This is a genomic window from Aeromonas sp. R10-2 (assembly GCF_040908445.1).
In the GTDB taxonomy this organism is placed as follows: domain Bacteria; phylum Pseudomonadota; class Gammaproteobacteria; order Enterobacterales; family Aeromonadaceae; genus Aeromonas; species Aeromonas veronii.
The window spans coordinates 1-16031 of the sequence record NZ_JBFODS010000046.1 but is presented as its reverse complement, the minus strand read 5'-3'; the positions used below and the strand labels follow the sequence as shown (position 1 = coordinate 16031).

Sequence of the window (16031 nt, the reverse complement as noted above, 5' to 3'; positions counted from 1 at the left end):
CCATCTCGACGATCTTATCTGTTATCCCCATTAGAACCGTCAGATGAAACCCTCATGAAGTTAGTGTTTTATGCTTATTAAGACCGATAAATCAAAATAAAATATAAACGGACAGCACGTTAACTAATAAGTTCATCAAATTTTAATTCAGCGCCATTTATGCCATTTAACAATGTTTTCACATTGTGTTGGTTGTTTTTGGTAGAATTATTCACTAATTATGCCGGTCAAAATTAATACACTCCGCTTATTCTACGCCTGACCTCGCCACACCCCTGCTCCATTGACGTCGCTAGTCAAAGATTGATAAGCCTTACACATCGCTCCAAAGAGGGCGGTATCAGGAAGCAAACAATAAACAACCAGGAAGGATATAAGCGATGCTTAGGAAGAGCAGAATCTCTGCTGCGATTGCGTTCGCCTTGGCGAGCCTTGCGGCGGCCCCATCCGTATCTGCCGAAGAAGGGCAGAACGTCGAAAAACTGCAGAAAATCAAAGTCACTGGCTCCCGTATATCTACAACTCAGGTGGAAGGCCCATCACCTGTTACCATGATTAGTGCAAAAGATATTGAAGCTCGCGGGTTTAATAGTGCAGCAGATATTCTTGGCTCTTTGTCGCAAAACAGCGGTGTGATGAATCAGACAAATTCTTTCTCATTCACGCCTGCTGCTCAGTCAGTCAACTTGCGCGGCTTAGGCGCTGGCAAGACCTTGGTGCTTGTTGATGGTCGACGTCTTCCTCAATACCCGCTTGCACAAGACGGGTCCAGTAACTTCACCGATATTGGTCAAATTCCTGTTGCTGCCATCGAGCGTGTCGAGATCCTCACTGATGCAGGCTCTGCCATTTACGGCTCTGATGCCATCGGAGGGGTAGTTAACTTCATTCTGAAAAAAGATTTCGATGGGGTCGCTGTCAAAGCAAAATATGGTGATACGACCGAAGGTGGTTATCAGCATGGTCGCGTTGACATTGTTGCGGGCTCCCAATGGGAGCGGGCCAGAACCATGGTTGTGGGTCAGTTTTCTGGCAATGAAATATTGAAGAACAAAGATCGTGACTGGGCCGGTTTGGATAAATCAGATCGTTCAGCTTTTGGTAACTTCTCTAGTTACGGAGCCAACTTCCAGAAGTCTAATGGCGCATTGGTTGCAACAGTTGCAGATTGCACCAGTCTTATTGGTGAAAATGCAGTCAAGCTGGCAAATGGCAAATGTGGTTATAACCGAGCTGGTGATCGAACCCTCAAACCAGAAGACAAGCAGTACGATCTGATGGGGCGTGGTGAGTACGATATCACTGATAATGTCACAGCAATGGCAGAGCTTCGCTGGGGAACCAAGGAGACTAACTCACAATTTGAACCCAATCCCCTAGAGGTTAAGGTTTCCGCAACGGATCCTGGTAATCCATATGGTCAAGAGGGCTCCTATGTACGCCGTCTTGTCGAGTTCGGACCGCGCCAAAGTAATACCACCTCTGATGCAGCGGCTTTCACGACAGGTTTGACTGGTACATTGGCTGATAAATATGAGTGGGAAGCCTATGCAGGCTACGCTACCCAAGATGTGTCCACAGACAATCCTGCTGTACTTGGGACACTCGAAGATGCTGTTCGCCAGGGGGATGTAGACCTATTCCAGCGAATCGATCCTGCTACCGTCGCCAAATATTCAGGAAACTCCAATAAGGATGCCTCCACCAAGTTGTGGAGTTTCAATAGTGCTCTGAGCGGTGATTTGGTTGAACTCCCTGCTGGCACCTCGGGTTTCGCTCTTGCTGCCGAGTGGACTAACACGGACTATAGCGAGACAACCGATGACATAACCAAAGCCGGTGGTTTTTCTGGTTTGGGAGGTACTGAAGGCGGTGGTAAACGCGATCAAGTCGGTCTTGGTGGGGAACTTCTCATTCCGATGATCACTGACGTCGAGATGACATTGGCTGGCCGCTACGATCGCTATTTTGATGACTCTGAAACCGGCGGTGCGTTCACTCCCAAGGTTGCCATTACCTATCGCCCTATTGATACGCTGTTATTGCGTGGTAGCTGGGGGCAAGGTTTCAAGGCTCCTGATATGAAGCGACTATTTGGTGGTTCAACTCAGGCGTTTGGTTCTAGTTCTGACTTGCAATACTGCTTGGCTCAGGGAGGGTCTGGCTTGGGTGACAAGTCTACTCCTGCGATCGCAGAAGCGTGTGGGACTCAGTACTACGATGTTGTTACCGGCCCCAATAAGGCTCTAAAGGAAGAGCGTAGTAACAACTACAACTTGGGCTTGGCTTGGGAACCGATCGAGCGTCTGGGTTTCACAGTTGATTACTATTACATCGATCTCGAGGATATTGTTGATGACCCTGATCGTCAGAAAGTCATTAATAACCCATCTCAGTATCCAGGCTCAGTGGTGGAACGCGATGCTAACGGTAAGTTGGTAAAAGTAAGCTATGGTCCGGTCAACATGGCATCCGAGAAGATTTCAGGTCTCGACTTCAAAGTAAAATACAGTTACGAGACTGATTCTTTCGGTATCTTCCGTACTTCAATAGCTCTCACTCGTGAGCTTAAACGCGAGCGCATCGTGCAGGCGGGAGAATCGGCTGTTGATGACCTGCCTTTCACTCCGAAATATAAAGGAAACTGGGAGCTTGGATGGGGTTATGGTGACCTGACAACAACCTTGTTTGCTAACTATCGTGATCGGATGTGCTCATCTTACGCTAACAATTACTACTTCACTGATTGCGAAGATGCTAAAGCTCAAGGATTTGAACCTGAAATCGCTAGCTTCACGACATGGAATCTCACCATGGGGTATCAGATTAACGAAGCTGCCAGCGTGACACTGGGTGCGGTCAACCTGTTTGACAAGACTCCTCCGGCTGACCGCATCAGCGATACCGCCCCCTACTTTGCCAACGATTATGACAATCCGATTGGTCGGACTGTCTTTGTGGAAGGCAATTACAAGTTCTAATCAACCCTGTTGATATACAACCTCAGCCGGCTCGGTCGGGCCGGCTGTGCCCAACGTCCAAGGAAGTTACGGAGATAGGGTAATCCTATGAAGACAAGGACCATTACAATGAAGAAAGCGCTCCTTGGCAGCCTGGTTTCGGCCGCCTTGTTGACCAGCTTCAATCTGATTGCCGCCACTGCCGGTCAGGCCGTGGACGCTCAAGCCGCCACCGACAACGCATCCAAAGTTTCCCAGCAGAAGATCGACAGCTATGCCGAATCTGCCGAATCCGCATTGGCCCAGTACAAGGCCGCCCTGCGTCAGGTCGACAGTCTGCGCACCTACAACGAGCAGGTGAGCAAGATGGTCGAGTCCCAGAGTGCCGAGCTGGCGTCGATGCAAAAGCAGATCGCCCAGATCGACCAGACCAGCACCGAAGTGGTGCCGCTGATGCTCAAGATGATCGACTCCCTCGAGCAGTTTGTGTCACTGGATCTGCCGTTCCAGAAGGTCGAGCGCGAGGACCGCGTGGCGGCTCTGACCGACCTGATGAACCGGGCCGATGTCACCATCTCCGAGAAATACCGCAAGATCCTGGAGGCCTACCAGATCGAGGAGGGCTTCAGCCGCACCATCGAGGCCTACAAAGCGAGCCTGGACAAGGATGGCAGCGAGAAGACCTACGAGTTCCTGCGCGTTGGTCGCATCGCGCTGCTTTACCAGTCTCCGGATGGTCAGGAGACCGGCATGTGGAACAAGCAGACCCGCCAGTGGGAAGAGTTGCCCCAGGAGTATCGCAGTGCGGTTGAACAGGGCCTTCGCATCGCCAAGAAGCAGGCGCCTCCCGCGCTGATCAAGCTGCCGGTTCAAACTGCGGAGAAAGAATCATGAAAGGAATCAAACTTGCTATTGCCTCCCTGATTGCGGGAGCAACCCTGGTCACCCTGCCGGTGACCGCTGCCGAAAAACCGGTGGATCTCAATGCGCTGCTGAACCAGGTCAAGGCCTCCAGCCTGAGCGAATCCCAACTCAACAAGGAGCGGGAAGCCCGCTTCCTGGCTGACAAGAACGAGCAGGGTGCGCTGCTGGCCAAGGCCAAGGCCGAGCTGGCAGCCGAAACCGCCAAGGGCGAGCAGCTCAAGGCGACCTTTGATGCCAACGACAAGCAGCTGACCGAACTGACCGAAACCCTGCGCCAGCGTTCCGGCAACATGGGCGAGATGTTTGGTGTACTGCGTCAGTTCGCCGGTGAGTTCAAGGGGATCTTCAACGCCTCCGCTCGTCGGGTCGAGCATCCGGAGCAATCCGCCCTGCTGACCCGTCTGGCCGAGAGTAAAGAGCTCCCCTCCAGCGACGATCTGGAAGCGTTCTGGACCACTACCCTCAGCCGCATGGTGGACGGTGGCAAGGTGAGCCAGATCCCGGCGACCGTGGTCTACGGCGAAGGCAACCAGGCCGAGAAGACTGTCACCCAGATCGGCGAGTTCAACACTGTTTCCGAAGGCAAGTACCTCACCTTCGTGCCGGAGACCGGCAAGTTCGAGCAGCTCTCCCGGCAACCGGAGAAGAGTGTGCTGGAACCGATCGCCGAGTTTGAACAGGGCGGTGACGGGGTCAAGCCCATCTTTATCGACCCGTCTCGCGGCGTGATCCTCTCCCTGCTGGTGCAGTCACCGACCCTCAAGGAGCGTATCGATCAGGGTGGTTCCGTGGGTTATGTGATCCTGGCATTGGGGGTCATCGGTACCCTGCTGGCCATCTTCTGCGGTATCCGCCTGTCGCTGATCGGCTCGTCCATGCGCAAGCAGCTGAAATCCGATCAGATCATCAAGGGCAACCCCATTGGTGACATGCTGGGGGCCTACCAGAACCATCGCGGTGACAACATCGAGGATCTGGAGTCCAAGCTCGACGAGATCATCCTGCGCAACGTGCCCAAGTTCGAGAAGGGCATCAGCCTCATCAAGCTGATCGCTTCCGTCGCGCCGCTGCTGGGCCTGCTCGGTACCGTAGTGGGGATGATTGCCACCTTCCAGGCCATCACCCTGTTCGGTACCGGCGATCCCAAGCTGATGGCGGGCGGTATCTCCGAGGCGCTGGTGACCACCATGCAGGGTCTGGTCGTCGCGGTGCCCATGCTGTTCCTCTACACCATTGTGCAGACCCAGAGCCGTCGTCTGATCCAGGTGCTGGAAGAGCAGAGCGCCGGTTTCGTCGCCCGTTATCAGGAACGTCTGCACGCCTCCAAAGCCGCAGCGTAAGGAGTCACCCATGTGGTTCTGGTTGATTGAAGAAGTCGAGTCGGTCCGCCGGTTTTTGGGATTGGGGGGCGATGTACTGGTCGCCCTGTTCTTCCTGACCCTGATGATGTGGGCCCTGTTGCTGGAGCGCTGGTTCTACTTCATGGCGGTCTACCCCAAGCAGGTGAAGCAGACCAAGGCCACCTGGCTGGCTCGCACCGATCATCTCTCCTGGTCTGCCAAGCAGATCCGGCGCGAGCTGGTCTCACGGGTTGCCATGGCGGTGGACAAGGGGATGCCTGTCATCAAGGTGCTGATCGCTCTCTGCCCGTTGATGGGGCTGCTCGGGACCGTGGTGGGGATGGTGCAGGTGTTTGACACCCTGGCCATCACTGGTACCGGTTCGCCGCGGGCGATGGCATCGGGGATCTCCAAGGCAACGGTACCGACCATGGCGGGCATGATCGCCGCCCTTTCCGGCCTGTTTTTTGTCAACCAGCTCGATCACAAGGCCAAACTGGCGGTGCAAAAGCTGGAAGACAACCTGAAACACGGTTGATGCAGGATGCATACCCCCGGCGAGGCATGGCCTGCCGGGGGCACAGAACAAGCAAGGAGTTTCTGCTATGAGAAAACGTTACAGCGACAGCGGTGCTGACGAGGCGGCTATCGATTTGACCCCCATGCTGGACATAGTGTTCATCATGCTGATCTTCTTCATCGTCACCACCTCCTTCGTCAAGGAGTCCGGTGTCGAGATCAACCGTCCCAGTGCCAGCACGGCCGAGACGGTGAAGAAGGGCAATATCATGGTCGCGGTACGCGAAAACGGTCAGGTCTGGGTCGACAAGCGGGTGGTCGAGGTCGGTGCGGTGCGCGCCAACATCGAGCGGCTGCGGGCCGAGAACCCGGAGAGTGCCGTGGTGATCCAGGCCGATAACGAATCCCGTTCCGGTCTGGTGGTGCAGGTCATGGATCAGATCCGCATGGCCGGTGTCCAGAACATCTCCATCGCGGCAGACAAGAGCAGCTGATGCCGGAGAGAGACCTATGAGATACCTGATATCGTTGGCGGTCTCCTGTGTGGTGGTGTTCTTTCTGTTTCTGGGAATGAACAAGCTGATCACACCGGATCACCGGGAGCTGGTGGAGAAGGATGACGTCACCATGACCGATTTCATCCGCCTCAAGCCCCAGGAGACCCTGCAAGAGAAACAGCGGGAGCTGCCCAAACCGCCGCCGCCCAAGCGTCCGCCACCGCCTCCCGAGATGGAAGTGGCCAGCACGGATCGGCCGAAGATGGAGAGCGCGCCGATGGACATGCCCAAGCTCGACATCCCGGTCAACATCGGTGGTGGCAACGCGCTGGGTGCCTACAGTACCGGCGGTGGTGGTGGCGGAGTCGGTGGCAACAACGGCGCCATTCCGCTGGCAACCTTCGAGCCCATGATGCCCCGCAAGGCGGCACTGGCGGGGCTGGCCTCCGGCAAGGTGCTGGTGGAGTTCACCGTCACCGAGCGCGGCACCGTCAGCAACGTGCGGATCGTCAAGGAAGAGCCGCGCAGTTATGACCTCGGCAAAGAGGCGCGCAAAACCATCGCCAAGTGGACGTTCAAACCGGCCATGGTGGATGGCAAGCCGCAGGCGAGCCGTATGCAGCAAGAGATCGAGTTTGCGGTCAACTAAGGAAGGTGGCGATGAACAAGTTACACAAGATGATCCTCGCCCCGGTCGCCATGGCGGTGCTGCTCAGCACCGCCAGTTGGGCCGCCGAGCAGCCGGCCCTGTCGGATCGGGCCTATCGGGCGGTCAACAAGGCGCAGGAGCTGATCACCGAGAAGAAATACGGCGAGGCCAATGCCAAGCTGCAAGATGCCCTCTCCGGCGCGGGCGAGCGAGTCTACGACAAGGGGGTCATATTGCAGACACTCGGTTTCGTGGCCGCTCAGCAGGAGAAATACGGTCAGGCGACCAAGTACTTTGCCGATGCCATCGCGACAGGCGGCCTGCCGCCACCGGTGGCCCAGCAGGTGCGCTACAACCTGGCCCAGCTCTATATGGCTGAGGGTAATTATCAGGGCTCGATCAAGACCATGAAGGAGTGGTTTGCCAACCAGGGCAAGGATGACAAGCCCAACTCCCATGCCTATATCACGCTGGCCAACGCCCACGTGCAGCTCAAGCAGTACCGTGACGCGATCCCGGCAGTGGATCAGGCGATCAAGCTGTCGGCAGGTAAAGCGCCGGAGTCCTGGTATCTGCTGAAGATGGGGGCTCACTACGAGCTGAAACAGTACAAACCGGCGACCGAGGTGCTGACCTCTCTGGTCAACATGTTCCCGGAGAAGAAGAAGTACTGGACCCAGCTGTCTGCCATGCATATGCAGGCAGGCAACGATGCCAAGGCGCTGGCTGCGCTGGAGTCGGCCTATAACCTCGGCATGTTGACCGAGGCCGCCGAGCTGCAGCGCCTCGCCAACTACCTCGCCTTCACCGGCATTCCCCATCGCGCCGCACGGGTGATGGAGAAGGGGATGAAGGACGGGGTGATTGAGCAGAGTGCCAGCAACTACAAGACCCTGGCCAACTACTGGCATCAGGCCAAGGAGCTGGATCCGGCCATCGACACCCTGGCCAAGTCCTACCAGCTGGCCCCGAGCGCCGATCTGCAGCTGAAAATGGCGCGCATGATGATCCAGAGCAAACGCTATCAGGATCTGGTGGCGCTGGCCGCCAAACCGGCAGCCAATGCCAATGGTGAACAGCGGGCGGATCTCAAGTTCCTGACCGGGGTCGCCTATTTTGAGCAACAAAAGCCGAAGGAGGCCCTCAACGCCTTCACCCAGGCGGCTCAGAATGGCAACGTCAGCGGTCGGGCATCCCCCTGGATCAGCTTCCTCAAAGAGCAGAATGGCACCGGAGAGGCAGCCGTCCAGTAATTCCAATGACAACTACCTGTAGTCCCTTTTATGGTTGCCTGGTGGCTCCATTAACCGCTCTTCGGAGCGGTTTTTTTATAGTGGCTTCCAGCACCGGCGGGTGGCCGAGGCACGGTTTTATCCCTCTTCATGCCAATACAGAGCCTCCATCGACATTGGTCTATCTCTCCCGGTGTGACAAACGTTTCAGCTAGGGCTGCAACCGTGAAGCAAGGTGGCGCTGCGTTGTGGTTGACGGGGGCTCGGGCGGCTTGCTGACAGGCGGGCCGTGCCATTCATCTTTCTCTTTGCTGCGACTTGCCAAGGGGGCTTTTGCCCTGTTGATAAGCGTCACACCGAAAACGGCTACTTTTAACAAGAAAAGCAACATATGGAAGTTGAAATTTTGGCCGACTCAGGAAAGAATGCGCGCTCGGTTATTGGCGTCGTGGGGCAGGTTGGCCCGCCACCGGCAGACCGAGGATGAGACGGCCCCCGGCCCATTTGGTACAGGAAACCACACAGGAATTTTATGAATCCCCTTCGCACTGCCGCTTCGGCCCTTTTATGCACATTTGCGCTGGTCAGCCAGCAGGCTGCCGCCGTCGAGTACCGTCTGCCTGCGGCCAACAGCCGCCTGATCGGTGAAAACCAGGAATACGTGGTGCCTGCGGACAACCGTCCGCTGGAGCAGATCGCTGCTGACTTCCAGCTGGGTCTGACCAACATCATGGAAGCCAACCCGGGCGTTGATCCCTATCTGCCGAAAGCGGGTAGCACCCTGATCATTCCCCACCAGCTGATCCTGCCCAACGCGCCCCGCGAAGGGATCGTCATCAATGTTGCCGAGATGCGTCTCTACTACTACCCGAAAGGGAAGAACGTGGTGGAAGTACTGCCCATCGGCATCGGTCAGCTGGGGGTAAACACCCCGGAGAACTGGATCACCAAGGTAGAGCGCAAGCGCGCCAACCCGACCTGGACCCCGACCGAGAACATCCGTCGTCGCTATGCCGCCCAGGGCAAGACCCTGCCGGCAGTATGGCCAGCCGGTCCGGATAACCCCATGGGTCTGCACGCCCTCTACATTGGCAACCTCTATGCCATCCACGGCACCAACGCCACCTTCGGTATCGGTCTGCGGGTGAGCAGCGGTTGCGTCCGTCTGCGCGCTGACGACATCAAATATCTGTTCGACAACGTGCCGGTCGGCACCCGCGTCCAGTTCGTCAACCAGCCGGTCAAGACCACGGTCGAGCCGGATGGCGGTCGCTACATGGAAGTACACGAGCCCCTGTCGCGCACCGAGGAGGAGTTCAACTCCACCGCCTCCGTGCCGCTCCCGATGACACCGGCCATCACCCGCTTCATCGCCCACGCCGAGTCTGACTCCAACGTGGTCAAGCAGGTGCTGGAACAGCGTACCGGTATGCCGACTCGCCTCAATCCCTGATTGAGCAAGTTGGCGGTGCCGCGCGCACTGGCTGAATAAAGAAAACGGCGACCATCTGGTCGCCGTTTTTTATGGGGGAGTCACCGCTTGCTTACTGCACGCAGACGGGGCAGAAGGCGTAGGTGCCTTGCGGATCGTTGAAGCGGGTGAGCGGGTCGAGACTGCGGTTCACTTCCACCAATGCCTTGCCAAATCCAGCCGGCAGCCAGCTTTGCAACTGGGGGGCCAGCACTTGAGCACTGCTGTCAAACAGCTGGCGCAGGAACTTGTCCTTGGTGGACTCCTCCTGCTCGATGGGGGTCACCTGCCACTCTTTGAGGTTGGCCAGTTCGGCGGCGGCCTTGATGGCGTCATCCAGATTGCCGAACTCGTCCACCAGACCCAGGGCCTTGGCATCCTCACCAGTCCAGACCCGACCTTCGGCCGCTTTCTCGGCCTCTTCCGGGCTCAGACCACGGCCCTTGCTGACCAGACCGATGAAGCGCTGGTAGGTATCTTCCACGCTCAGCTGGATGGCCTGACCGACGTGCTCCGGCAGGGCGCGGGTCGGGCCGACGCCGACGTAATCTGTGGTGCCAACCCCGTCGGTATGCACACCAAACTGGGCCAACGCCTTGTCGATGGTGGCGAACATGCCGAATACCCCGATGGAGCCGGTGAGGGTGGTCGGGGAGGCGAAGATCTTGTCCGCATCGGCGGAGATCCAGTAGCCACCGGAGGCGGCATAGCTGCCCATGGAGACCACTACCGGCTTGCCAGCCTGTTTCAGGGCCAGCAGCTCGGCGCGGATCTGCTCGGCGGCGAAGGCGCTGCCGCCCGGGCTGTCGACCCGCAGGACCACGGCTTTGACCTTGTCATCGCGGCGGGCATCGGCCAGCAGGTCGGAGAGGCTATCACCGCCTATGGTACCGGCAGGCTGGACGCCATCCATGATGGCGCCGCTTGCGACCACCAGACCCACCTCATCCTTGCCGCTCTGGGGATATTGTTCCGGAATGGCAGCCAGATACTCTTTCAGACCGACCCCTTTCCAGCCGTGGTCGTCCGCTTCACCCACCTCTTTAATGACCGCCTGAGTCATCTCGTCGCGGGTGGCCAGCTGATCCACCAGACCGTTGTCGAGGGCGTAGTTGGCGGCATTGCCACCGGCCTTGCGCAGCAGCTCGAGGAAGCGATCCTTGCCCGGCGCGACCGCATCGGGTTCGATCTCCCGCTGCTCGGCTACGTCAGCCACATAGGATTGCCACAGCTGATCCAGCCAGCGCTGGTTCGCCTCTTTGCTCTCGGGAGACATCTCGTCGCGGGTATAGGGCTCGACGAAGGATTTGTAGGTGCCGACCTTGAACACGTGCGGGGTGATATTGAGCTTCTCCAGCGCCGACTTGAAGTAGGTCTGGTAGACCCCAAGCCCCTCGATCACCACGGCGCCGCTCTGGTTGAGCAGCACGTGATCGGCGTGGGCCGCCAGCAAGTATTGGCCCTGAGTGTAGAAGTCGGCCATGGCGATCACCGGTTTGCCGCTCTCCCGGAAGGAGTCGATGGCACTCGCCACCTCCTGCAGTTTGGTGAAGTTGGCTCCCTGCAGCCCTTGTGGCTTGATCACCAGCGCCTTGATGCGCTCGTCATCCTTGGCACTCTTGATGGCCCACAGCAGGTCGGAGAGAACGATCTCGCTCGGCTGCTCGTCGCTGCTGTCCATCTGGCGCAGCAGTTGTACGGTGGGATCTGTCTGGGAGCGTTGCTCCACCAGCACGCCGTTGAGATTGAGGGTCAGCGCCCCTTCGATTGGCGCCTTGGGAGCCTCTTTCTGGCTGACGCTGAAGACGATGACCAGCACTACGATGAGAAACAGCAGATTGACCAGCATCAGCCGGGTGAAATTGAGCAGGCGCCACAGGCTGCGGAACAACCAACCCAGACCTTTGAAAATAGACATAGTCGCGTTATCGCCCTGTTAATGGGTAGAGAAGAGCCATTATTAACCAGTTGCGGGCGAAATTGCCATTTCCGACTGGCGGATCCCGTCTATCTTCGTTCAGGGCACGGCTGTTCGCTGAAAAATTGTCCAAACATTTGTTTGAAAAAGAATTTTCGATTCTTTACTCTAGCCTCAGTTTGATAACAAAAAATTAACTGGAGGCATCGTGAGCCGCTATCCGACCCTGCTGACCCCGCTCGATCTTGGTTTTACCCAGCTGCGCAACCGTGTGTTGATGGGCTCCATGCATACCGGCCTCGAAGAGGAGAAGGGCGGTTTTGACAAGCTGGCCGCCTTTTATGCCGAGCGCGCCCGTGGTGGTGTTGGCCTTATCGTCACCGGCGGCATTGCCCCCAACCTGCGCGGTCGGCTGGTGCCTCACGGCTCCCAGCTGAGCTTCCCCTGGCAGGTGAGCAAGCACAAGAAGGTGACCAGCGCCGTGCACCAGGAGGGGGGCAAGATAGCGCTGCAGATCCTCCATGCCGGTCGTTACGCCTATCATCCCTTCAGTCTGGCCCCGAGCGCCCTCAAGGCCCCCATCTCCCCGTTCAAACCGCGTGCCATGAGCGAGCGGCAGATCCGCGGCACTATTCGCGACTTCGCGGCTACAGCTGCGCTTGCCAAGGCGGCCGGTTATGACGGCGTCGAGGTGATGGGCTCGGAAGGCTATCTCATCAACCAGTTCATCTGCGAGCGCACCAACAAACGCACCGATGGCTGGGGCGGCAGCAGCGAAAAGCGGATGCGCTTTCCGGTGGAGATTGTCCGCGCCATCCGCGAGCGGGTCGGCACCGACTTCATCATTATCTTCCGCCTCTCCATGCTGGATCTGGTGGAACAGGGTTCGACCCTGGAAGAGGTGATTGCCCTTGGCAAAGCGCTGGAAGCGGTGGGGGTGACCCTGATCAACACCGGCATCGGTTGGCACGAAGCGCGTATTCCCACCATCGCCACCAGCGTGCCGCGCGGCGCCTTCAGCTGGGTGACCGCCGAGCTGAAAAAGCATCTCAAGGTGCCGCTTATCACCACCAACCGGATTAACACCCCGGAGGTGGCAGAGCGGATTCTGGCGGGGGGCGAGGCGGATATGGTCTCCATGGCGCGCCCCTTCCTGGCTGACCCCGAATTTGTCATCAAGGCGGCCGAAAATCGGGCGGACGAGATCAACACCTGCATCGCCTGCAATCAAGCTTGCCTTGACCATGTGTTCAAGCAGAAGCGCGCCTCCTGTCTGGTCAATCCCCGTGCCTGTTTCGAGACCGAGCTGACCTTTGGCCGCGTGCCCCAGCCCAAAAAACTGGCGGTGGTGGGGGCGGGCCCGGCTGGGCTGGCGTTCGCCTGCTACGCCGCCGAGCGCGGTCATCAGGTGAGCCTGTTCGATCAGGCCAGCGAAATCGGCGGCCAGTTCAACTTCGCCAAGCAGATCCCCGGCAAGGAGGAGTTTCACGAGACTCTGCGCTATTTCGCCAAACGGCTGGAGAAGTGCGGTGTCGAGCTTTACCTTGGTCAGCGCCAGAGTGCCGAGAGCCTGCTCAGCGGCGGTTTTGACGAGGTGATCCTCGCCACCGGTATTCGTCCGCGCACCCCCAATATTCCGGGGATCGAGCATCCTAAGGTGATGAGTTATCTCGATGTATTGCGGGATCACAAGCCGGTCGGCCAGAAGGTGGCGGTGATCGGTGCCGGCGGCATCGGCTTCGATGTAGCTGAGTATCTGGTCGAGAAGAAGGTGGAGACGGATGCCGATGGGCATCGTGATCACTGGCTCAAGGAGTGGGGCATCGACAAACAGCTTGGCGAGCGCGGTGGCCTCACGGTTCCTGAAATTGACGCCCCCGAGCGCCAGATCTGGCTGCTCCAGCGCAAGGAGAGCAAGGTGGGTGACGGACTTGGCAAGACCACCGGCTGGATCCACCGTACCGTGCTCAAGAACCGCAAGGTGCAGATGCTCTCCGGCGTGCAATATCTGGGGATCGATGACGAGGGCTTGCACATTCAGGTGGGCGAGACCAAGCAGTGTCTGCCGGTGGATCAGGTGATCGTCTGCGCTGGGCAGGAGCCCCTTAAAGAACTGCAGGCCGGGTTGCAGGCGGCAGGCAAGCCGGTGCACATCATCGGCGGAGCCGACGTGGCCGCCGAGCTGGATGCCAAACGCGCCATCCGGCAAGGGGCCGAGCTGGCTGCGATCATCTAGCAAGTAGCAGCCTCTTGCCCTTTTTAGTGCGATAAACCCCTGAGCCTCAGGGGTTTTCTTCATTCGGTGCTGTGCTAAGGTAGCGCCATCATTGCCCCAGAGAAGGAATTGCCCATGGATGCCCTCACCCTGTTGCTCAATCGCCACTCCTGTGGCCGTCTCGCCGATCCCGCCCCGAGCGGTGAGGTGCTCGACAATATCCTCAAGGCGGGCCTGCGCGCGCCGGATCACGGCACCCTGACCCCCTGGCAGTTCATTCTGTTCGAAGGGGAGGGGCGCGAGCGGCTGGGCAAGCTGCTCGCAGAAGCGGCCCGTGCCCGTGGTGAAGATGAAGAGAGCATCAAGAAGTGCAGCGAAGCGCCGCTGCGGGCGCCCTTGATCGTCGCCGTGGCAACCCGTTATCAGGATCACCCCAAGGTGCCGAAACTGGAGCAGGAGCTCTCTGCAGGTTGTGCCCTGATGGCGATGCAGATGGCGGCGCAGGCGCAGGGCTTCAACGGCATCTGGCGCTCCGGCTGGTTTATCTTCGATGAGCAGATCAACAAGGGATTGGGACTGGCGGCAGAGGATCAGCTGGTGGGTTTCCTCTATCTCGGCACCCCCATGCTTGAAGCGCGTAAACTGCGCGAGCTGCCGCTCGATGAGTTTGTCCGCCGTTTCTGACTTTTCGGCCACGTTGCGGTTGAGAGAAGTAAAGCCTCGAGAAATCGGGGCTTTTCTGTTTAACCGTGAATAGTAACCAGAGAAATTGGGGAAAATAAATGGCTCAAAGAGGCTTCGCGCGCCATAGCAGGTAATTATTTAAATAGTGCGATGTACCTCGCAATCCTGTTGTATTTCACTATGTAAAACGTTTGCGCATTCGCTAATATCTCCCTGCCAGTTTAGAAGGGCACTCCTTCTAATTTTTCTGCGATGAGAGTCGCAATTCCGTAGCACCTTTTAACAGCCCAACGTCTTCGTGACATTGGGCTTTATTTTTTATGGGGTGTCGGGTCTGTTGTGAGTTGATGGCGGTATCGGCATACAACCCGGTTGGCTGCCTTATGCCCTGTTTTTGGCTGGCAGGATCCGGGCCGGGTTGCCGACTACCCGAGCACCGGCCGGTACATCTTTGGTGACTACGGCGCCCGCGCCGACGATCGCCTCCCGCCCTATGGTGACGCCGGGCAGCAAGATGGCACCGCCCCCAATCCAGACCTTGTCTTCAATGGTGACCGGCAGCGCCGTCTCTGTTCCCTGGTAATCCCCCCATTTTTAGGAGCATTCAAAAGTAGAGGTCATGCAGCCTTTGCCAGATGCTGTTTCGGTGTGTAGCCATCTAGCGCCATATTGGGCCGTTCATGGTTATAAACCCACAGCCATTGCGTTGCAAATTCTTGTAGTTCCTCCAGTGTGCCAAACAGGTGATGAGCCAACCAATCGTAACGCACCGTTCTGTTAAACCGCTCTATGTACGCGTTCTGCTGGGGATTGCCAGGTTGGATATACCCCAAGGTGATCCCCTGTTTCATCGCCCACTCCTTGAGCTCCTCGCTGATATATTCCGGGCCATTATCACACCGGATCATCGCTGGTTTGCCACGCCACTCGATCACCTGCTCCAGGGCTCGCTTGACCCGCGAGGCAGGCAATGAAAAATCAACCTCTATGCACAGCGCCTCGCGATTAAAGTCATCGATCACATTAAACAGTCGCACCGACCGACCATCACTGAGCTGGTCATGCATAAAATCCATCGACCAGCACTGATTGGGCTTGTCTGGCACGGCCAATGCGTCCGGCTTTTCACGCACCAATCGCTTCTTGGGTTTGATCCGCATGTTCAGTTCAAGCTCCCGATAAATCCGGTAGACCCGCTTATGGTTCCAGCCAAACCCTTTGACATTGCGTAGATAGAGGAAGCAGAGGCCAAAGCCCCAATTACGCTGGCTGTCGGTGATACGCAGCAACCAATCCGCAATAAGCAGGTTTTCATCGGCAAGCACGGGTTGATAGCGATAACAGCCTTCGCTGACCTTGAAGATGTTGCAGGCTAGCCTGATTGAGATAGCAAAGTGTGAAATCGCTTTGGTAGCCATCTCCCTGCGGGCAGATGGCGTTACCACTTTTTTGCCATGGCCTCGGCGATGATCTCGGCCTTGAGGCGCTCCTCGGCATACATTTTCTTGAGGCGACGATTTTCCTCTTCCAGCTCTTTGAGGCGAGCCATGAGGGAGGCGTCCATGCCACCGAATTTGGAGCGCCACTTGTAGAAAGTAGCGGAGCTGATGCCATGCTCACGG

General features: G+C 57.6%; 12 protein-coding genes and 1 pseudogene. 10 read left to right on the top strand and 3 right to left on the bottom strand.

Going from position 1 to position 16031, the window contains the following annotated elements:
• Nucleotides 1-380: 380 nt before the first annotated feature.
• The 8 genes from AB5Y97_RS10925 (at nucleotide 381) to AB5Y97_RS10890 (ending at nucleotide 9574) form a co-directional block, all read left to right on the top strand.
• Nucleotides 381-2981 carry a TonB-dependent receptor gene (locus AB5Y97_RS10925; protein ID WP_064338686.1) on the top strand — a complete coding sequence of 867 codons (2601 nt, stop codon included), beginning with the start codon at nucleotides 381-383 and terminating at the stop codon, nucleotides 2979-2981.
• 108 nt (nucleotides 2982-3089) lie between these two features.
• Nucleotides 3090-3854 (top strand): DUF3450 domain-containing protein, encoded by a 765-nt coding sequence (locus AB5Y97_RS10920; RefSeq protein WP_368157864.1) that lies wholly within the window; start codon nucleotides 3090-3092, stop codon nucleotides 3852-3854.
• Nucleotides 3851-5224: a MotA/TolQ/ExbB proton channel family protein gene (locus tag AB5Y97_RS10915; protein ID WP_201988066.1), complete on the top strand. Its 1374-nt coding sequence runs from the start codon at nucleotides 3851-3853 to the stop codon at nucleotides 5222-5224. Before AB5Y97_RS10920 ends, AB5Y97_RS10915 begins: the two co-directional genes overlap by 4 nt.
• 10 nt (nucleotides 5225-5234) lie before the next feature.
• On the top strand, nucleotides 5235-5762 hold the full coding sequence (locus AB5Y97_RS10910) for a MotA/TolQ/ExbB proton channel family protein (RefSeq protein ID WP_005338936.1): 528 nt from the start codon (nucleotides 5235-5237) through the stop codon (nucleotides 5760-5762).
• 67 nt (nucleotides 5763-5829) lie between these two features.
• Nucleotides 5830-6237: a biopolymer transporter ExbD gene (locus AB5Y97_RS10905; protein ID WP_005338933.1), complete on the top strand. Its 408-nt coding sequence runs from the start codon at nucleotides 5830-5832 to the stop codon at nucleotides 6235-6237.
• Between the two features lie 16 nt (nucleotides 6238-6253).
• Nucleotides 6254-6889 carry an energy transducer TonB gene (locus AB5Y97_RS10900; RefSeq protein WP_005343441.1) on the top strand — a complete coding sequence of 212 codons (636 nt, stop codon included), beginning with the start codon at nucleotides 6254-6256 and terminating at the stop codon, nucleotides 6887-6889.
• Nucleotides 6890-6900: 11 nt separating this feature from the next.
• The gene (locus tag AB5Y97_RS10895; protein WP_069526537.1) at nucleotides 6901-8142 is read left to right on the top strand and encodes a lipopolysaccharide assembly protein LapB; all 1242 of its coding nucleotides are present in this window, start codon (nucleotides 6901-6903) and stop codon (nucleotides 8140-8142) included.
• A 511-nt stretch (nucleotides 8143-8653) separates the two neighbouring features.
• Entirely contained in the window at nucleotides 8654-9574 is a 921-nt protein-coding gene (locus AB5Y97_RS10890; RefSeq protein ID WP_005338927.1) for a L,D-transpeptidase family protein, read from the top strand.
• A gap of 91 nt (nucleotides 9575-9665) precedes the next feature.
• Here the strand turns inward: AB5Y97_RS10890 and sppA are convergent, their stop codons facing one another.
• Nucleotides 9666-11510, bottom strand: a complete 1845-nt coding sequence (gene sppA / locus AB5Y97_RS10885; RefSeq protein ID WP_127006315.1) for a signal peptide peptidase SppA — start codon at nucleotides 11508-11510, stop codon at nucleotides 9666-9668.
• Between the two features lie 208 nt (nucleotides 11511-11718).
• Between sppA and AB5Y97_RS10880 the strand changes: the two genes are divergently transcribed.
• On the top strand, nucleotides 11719-13746 hold the full coding sequence (locus tag AB5Y97_RS10880; protein WP_368157860.1) for an FAD-dependent oxidoreductase: 2028 nt from the start codon (nucleotides 11719-11721) through the stop codon (nucleotides 13744-13746).
• A gap of 114 nt (nucleotides 13747-13860) precedes the next feature.
• Complete coding sequence (locus tag AB5Y97_RS10875) at nucleotides 13861-14409, top strand: NAD(P)H nitroreductase (RefSeq protein ID WP_042080611.1); 549 nt, start codon at nucleotides 13861-13863, stop codon at nucleotides 14407-14409.
• Nucleotides 14410-14790: 381 nt separating this feature from the next.
• Here the strand turns inward: AB5Y97_RS10875 and AB5Y97_RS10870 are convergent.
• Both AB5Y97_RS10870 and AB5Y97_RS10865 read right to left on the bottom strand, forming a co-directional pair.
• Nucleotides 14791-14988 (bottom strand): annotated as a pseudogene (locus AB5Y97_RS10870) (DapH/DapD/GlmU-related protein); the annotation flags it as partial.
• Between the two features lie 38 nt (nucleotides 14989-15026).
• Nucleotides 15027-16031, bottom strand: a protein-coding gene (locus tag AB5Y97_RS10865) for an IS3 family transposase (protein ID WP_368157858.1) whose coding sequence is annotated in 2 segments (ribosomal slippage) — nucleotides 15027-15862 and nucleotides 15862-16031 — 1006 coding nt annotated over the 2 segments. Because the reading frame shifts where the segments join, the coding sequence is not laid out codon by codon here. This gene is flagged as partial in the annotation.

Bases quoted from the DNA above. Each gene is read 5' to 3' on its own strand.
- AB5Y97_RS10925 (WP_064338686.1), top strand. From the start codon at position 381: ATGCTTAGGAAGAGCAGAATCTCTGCTGCGATTGCGTTCGCCTTGGCG.
- AB5Y97_RS10920 (WP_368157864.1), top strand. From the start codon at position 3,090: ATGAAGAAAGCGCTCCTTGGCAGCCTGGTTTCGGCCGCCTTGTTGACC.
- AB5Y97_RS10915 (WP_201988066.1), top strand. From the start codon at position 3,851: ATGAAAGGAATCAAACTTGCTATTGCCTCCCTGATTGCGGGAGCAACC.
- AB5Y97_RS10910 (WP_005338936.1), top strand. From the start codon at position 5,235: ATGTGGTTCTGGTTGATTGAAGAAGTCGAGTCGGTCCGCCGGTTTTTG.
- AB5Y97_RS10905 (WP_005338933.1), top strand. From the start codon at position 5,830: ATGAGAAAACGTTACAGCGACAGCGGTGCTGACGAGGCGGCTATCGAT.
- AB5Y97_RS10900 (WP_005343441.1), top strand. From the start codon at position 6,254: ATGAGATACCTGATATCGTTGGCGGTCTCCTGTGTGGTGGTGTTCTTT.
- AB5Y97_RS10895 (WP_069526537.1), top strand. From the start codon at position 6,901: ATGAACAAGTTACACAAGATGATCCTCGCCCCGGTCGCCATGGCGGTG.
- AB5Y97_RS10890 (WP_005338927.1), top strand. From the start codon at position 8,654: ATGAATCCCCTTCGCACTGCCGCTTCGGCCCTTTTATGCACATTTGCG.
- sppA (WP_127006315.1), bottom strand. From the start codon at position 11,510: ATGTCTATTTTCAAAGGTCTGGGTTGGTTGTTCCGCAGCCTGTGGCGC.
- AB5Y97_RS10875 (WP_042080611.1), top strand. From the start codon at position 13,861: ATGGATGCCCTCACCCTGTTGCTCAATCGCCACTCCTGTGGCCGTCTC.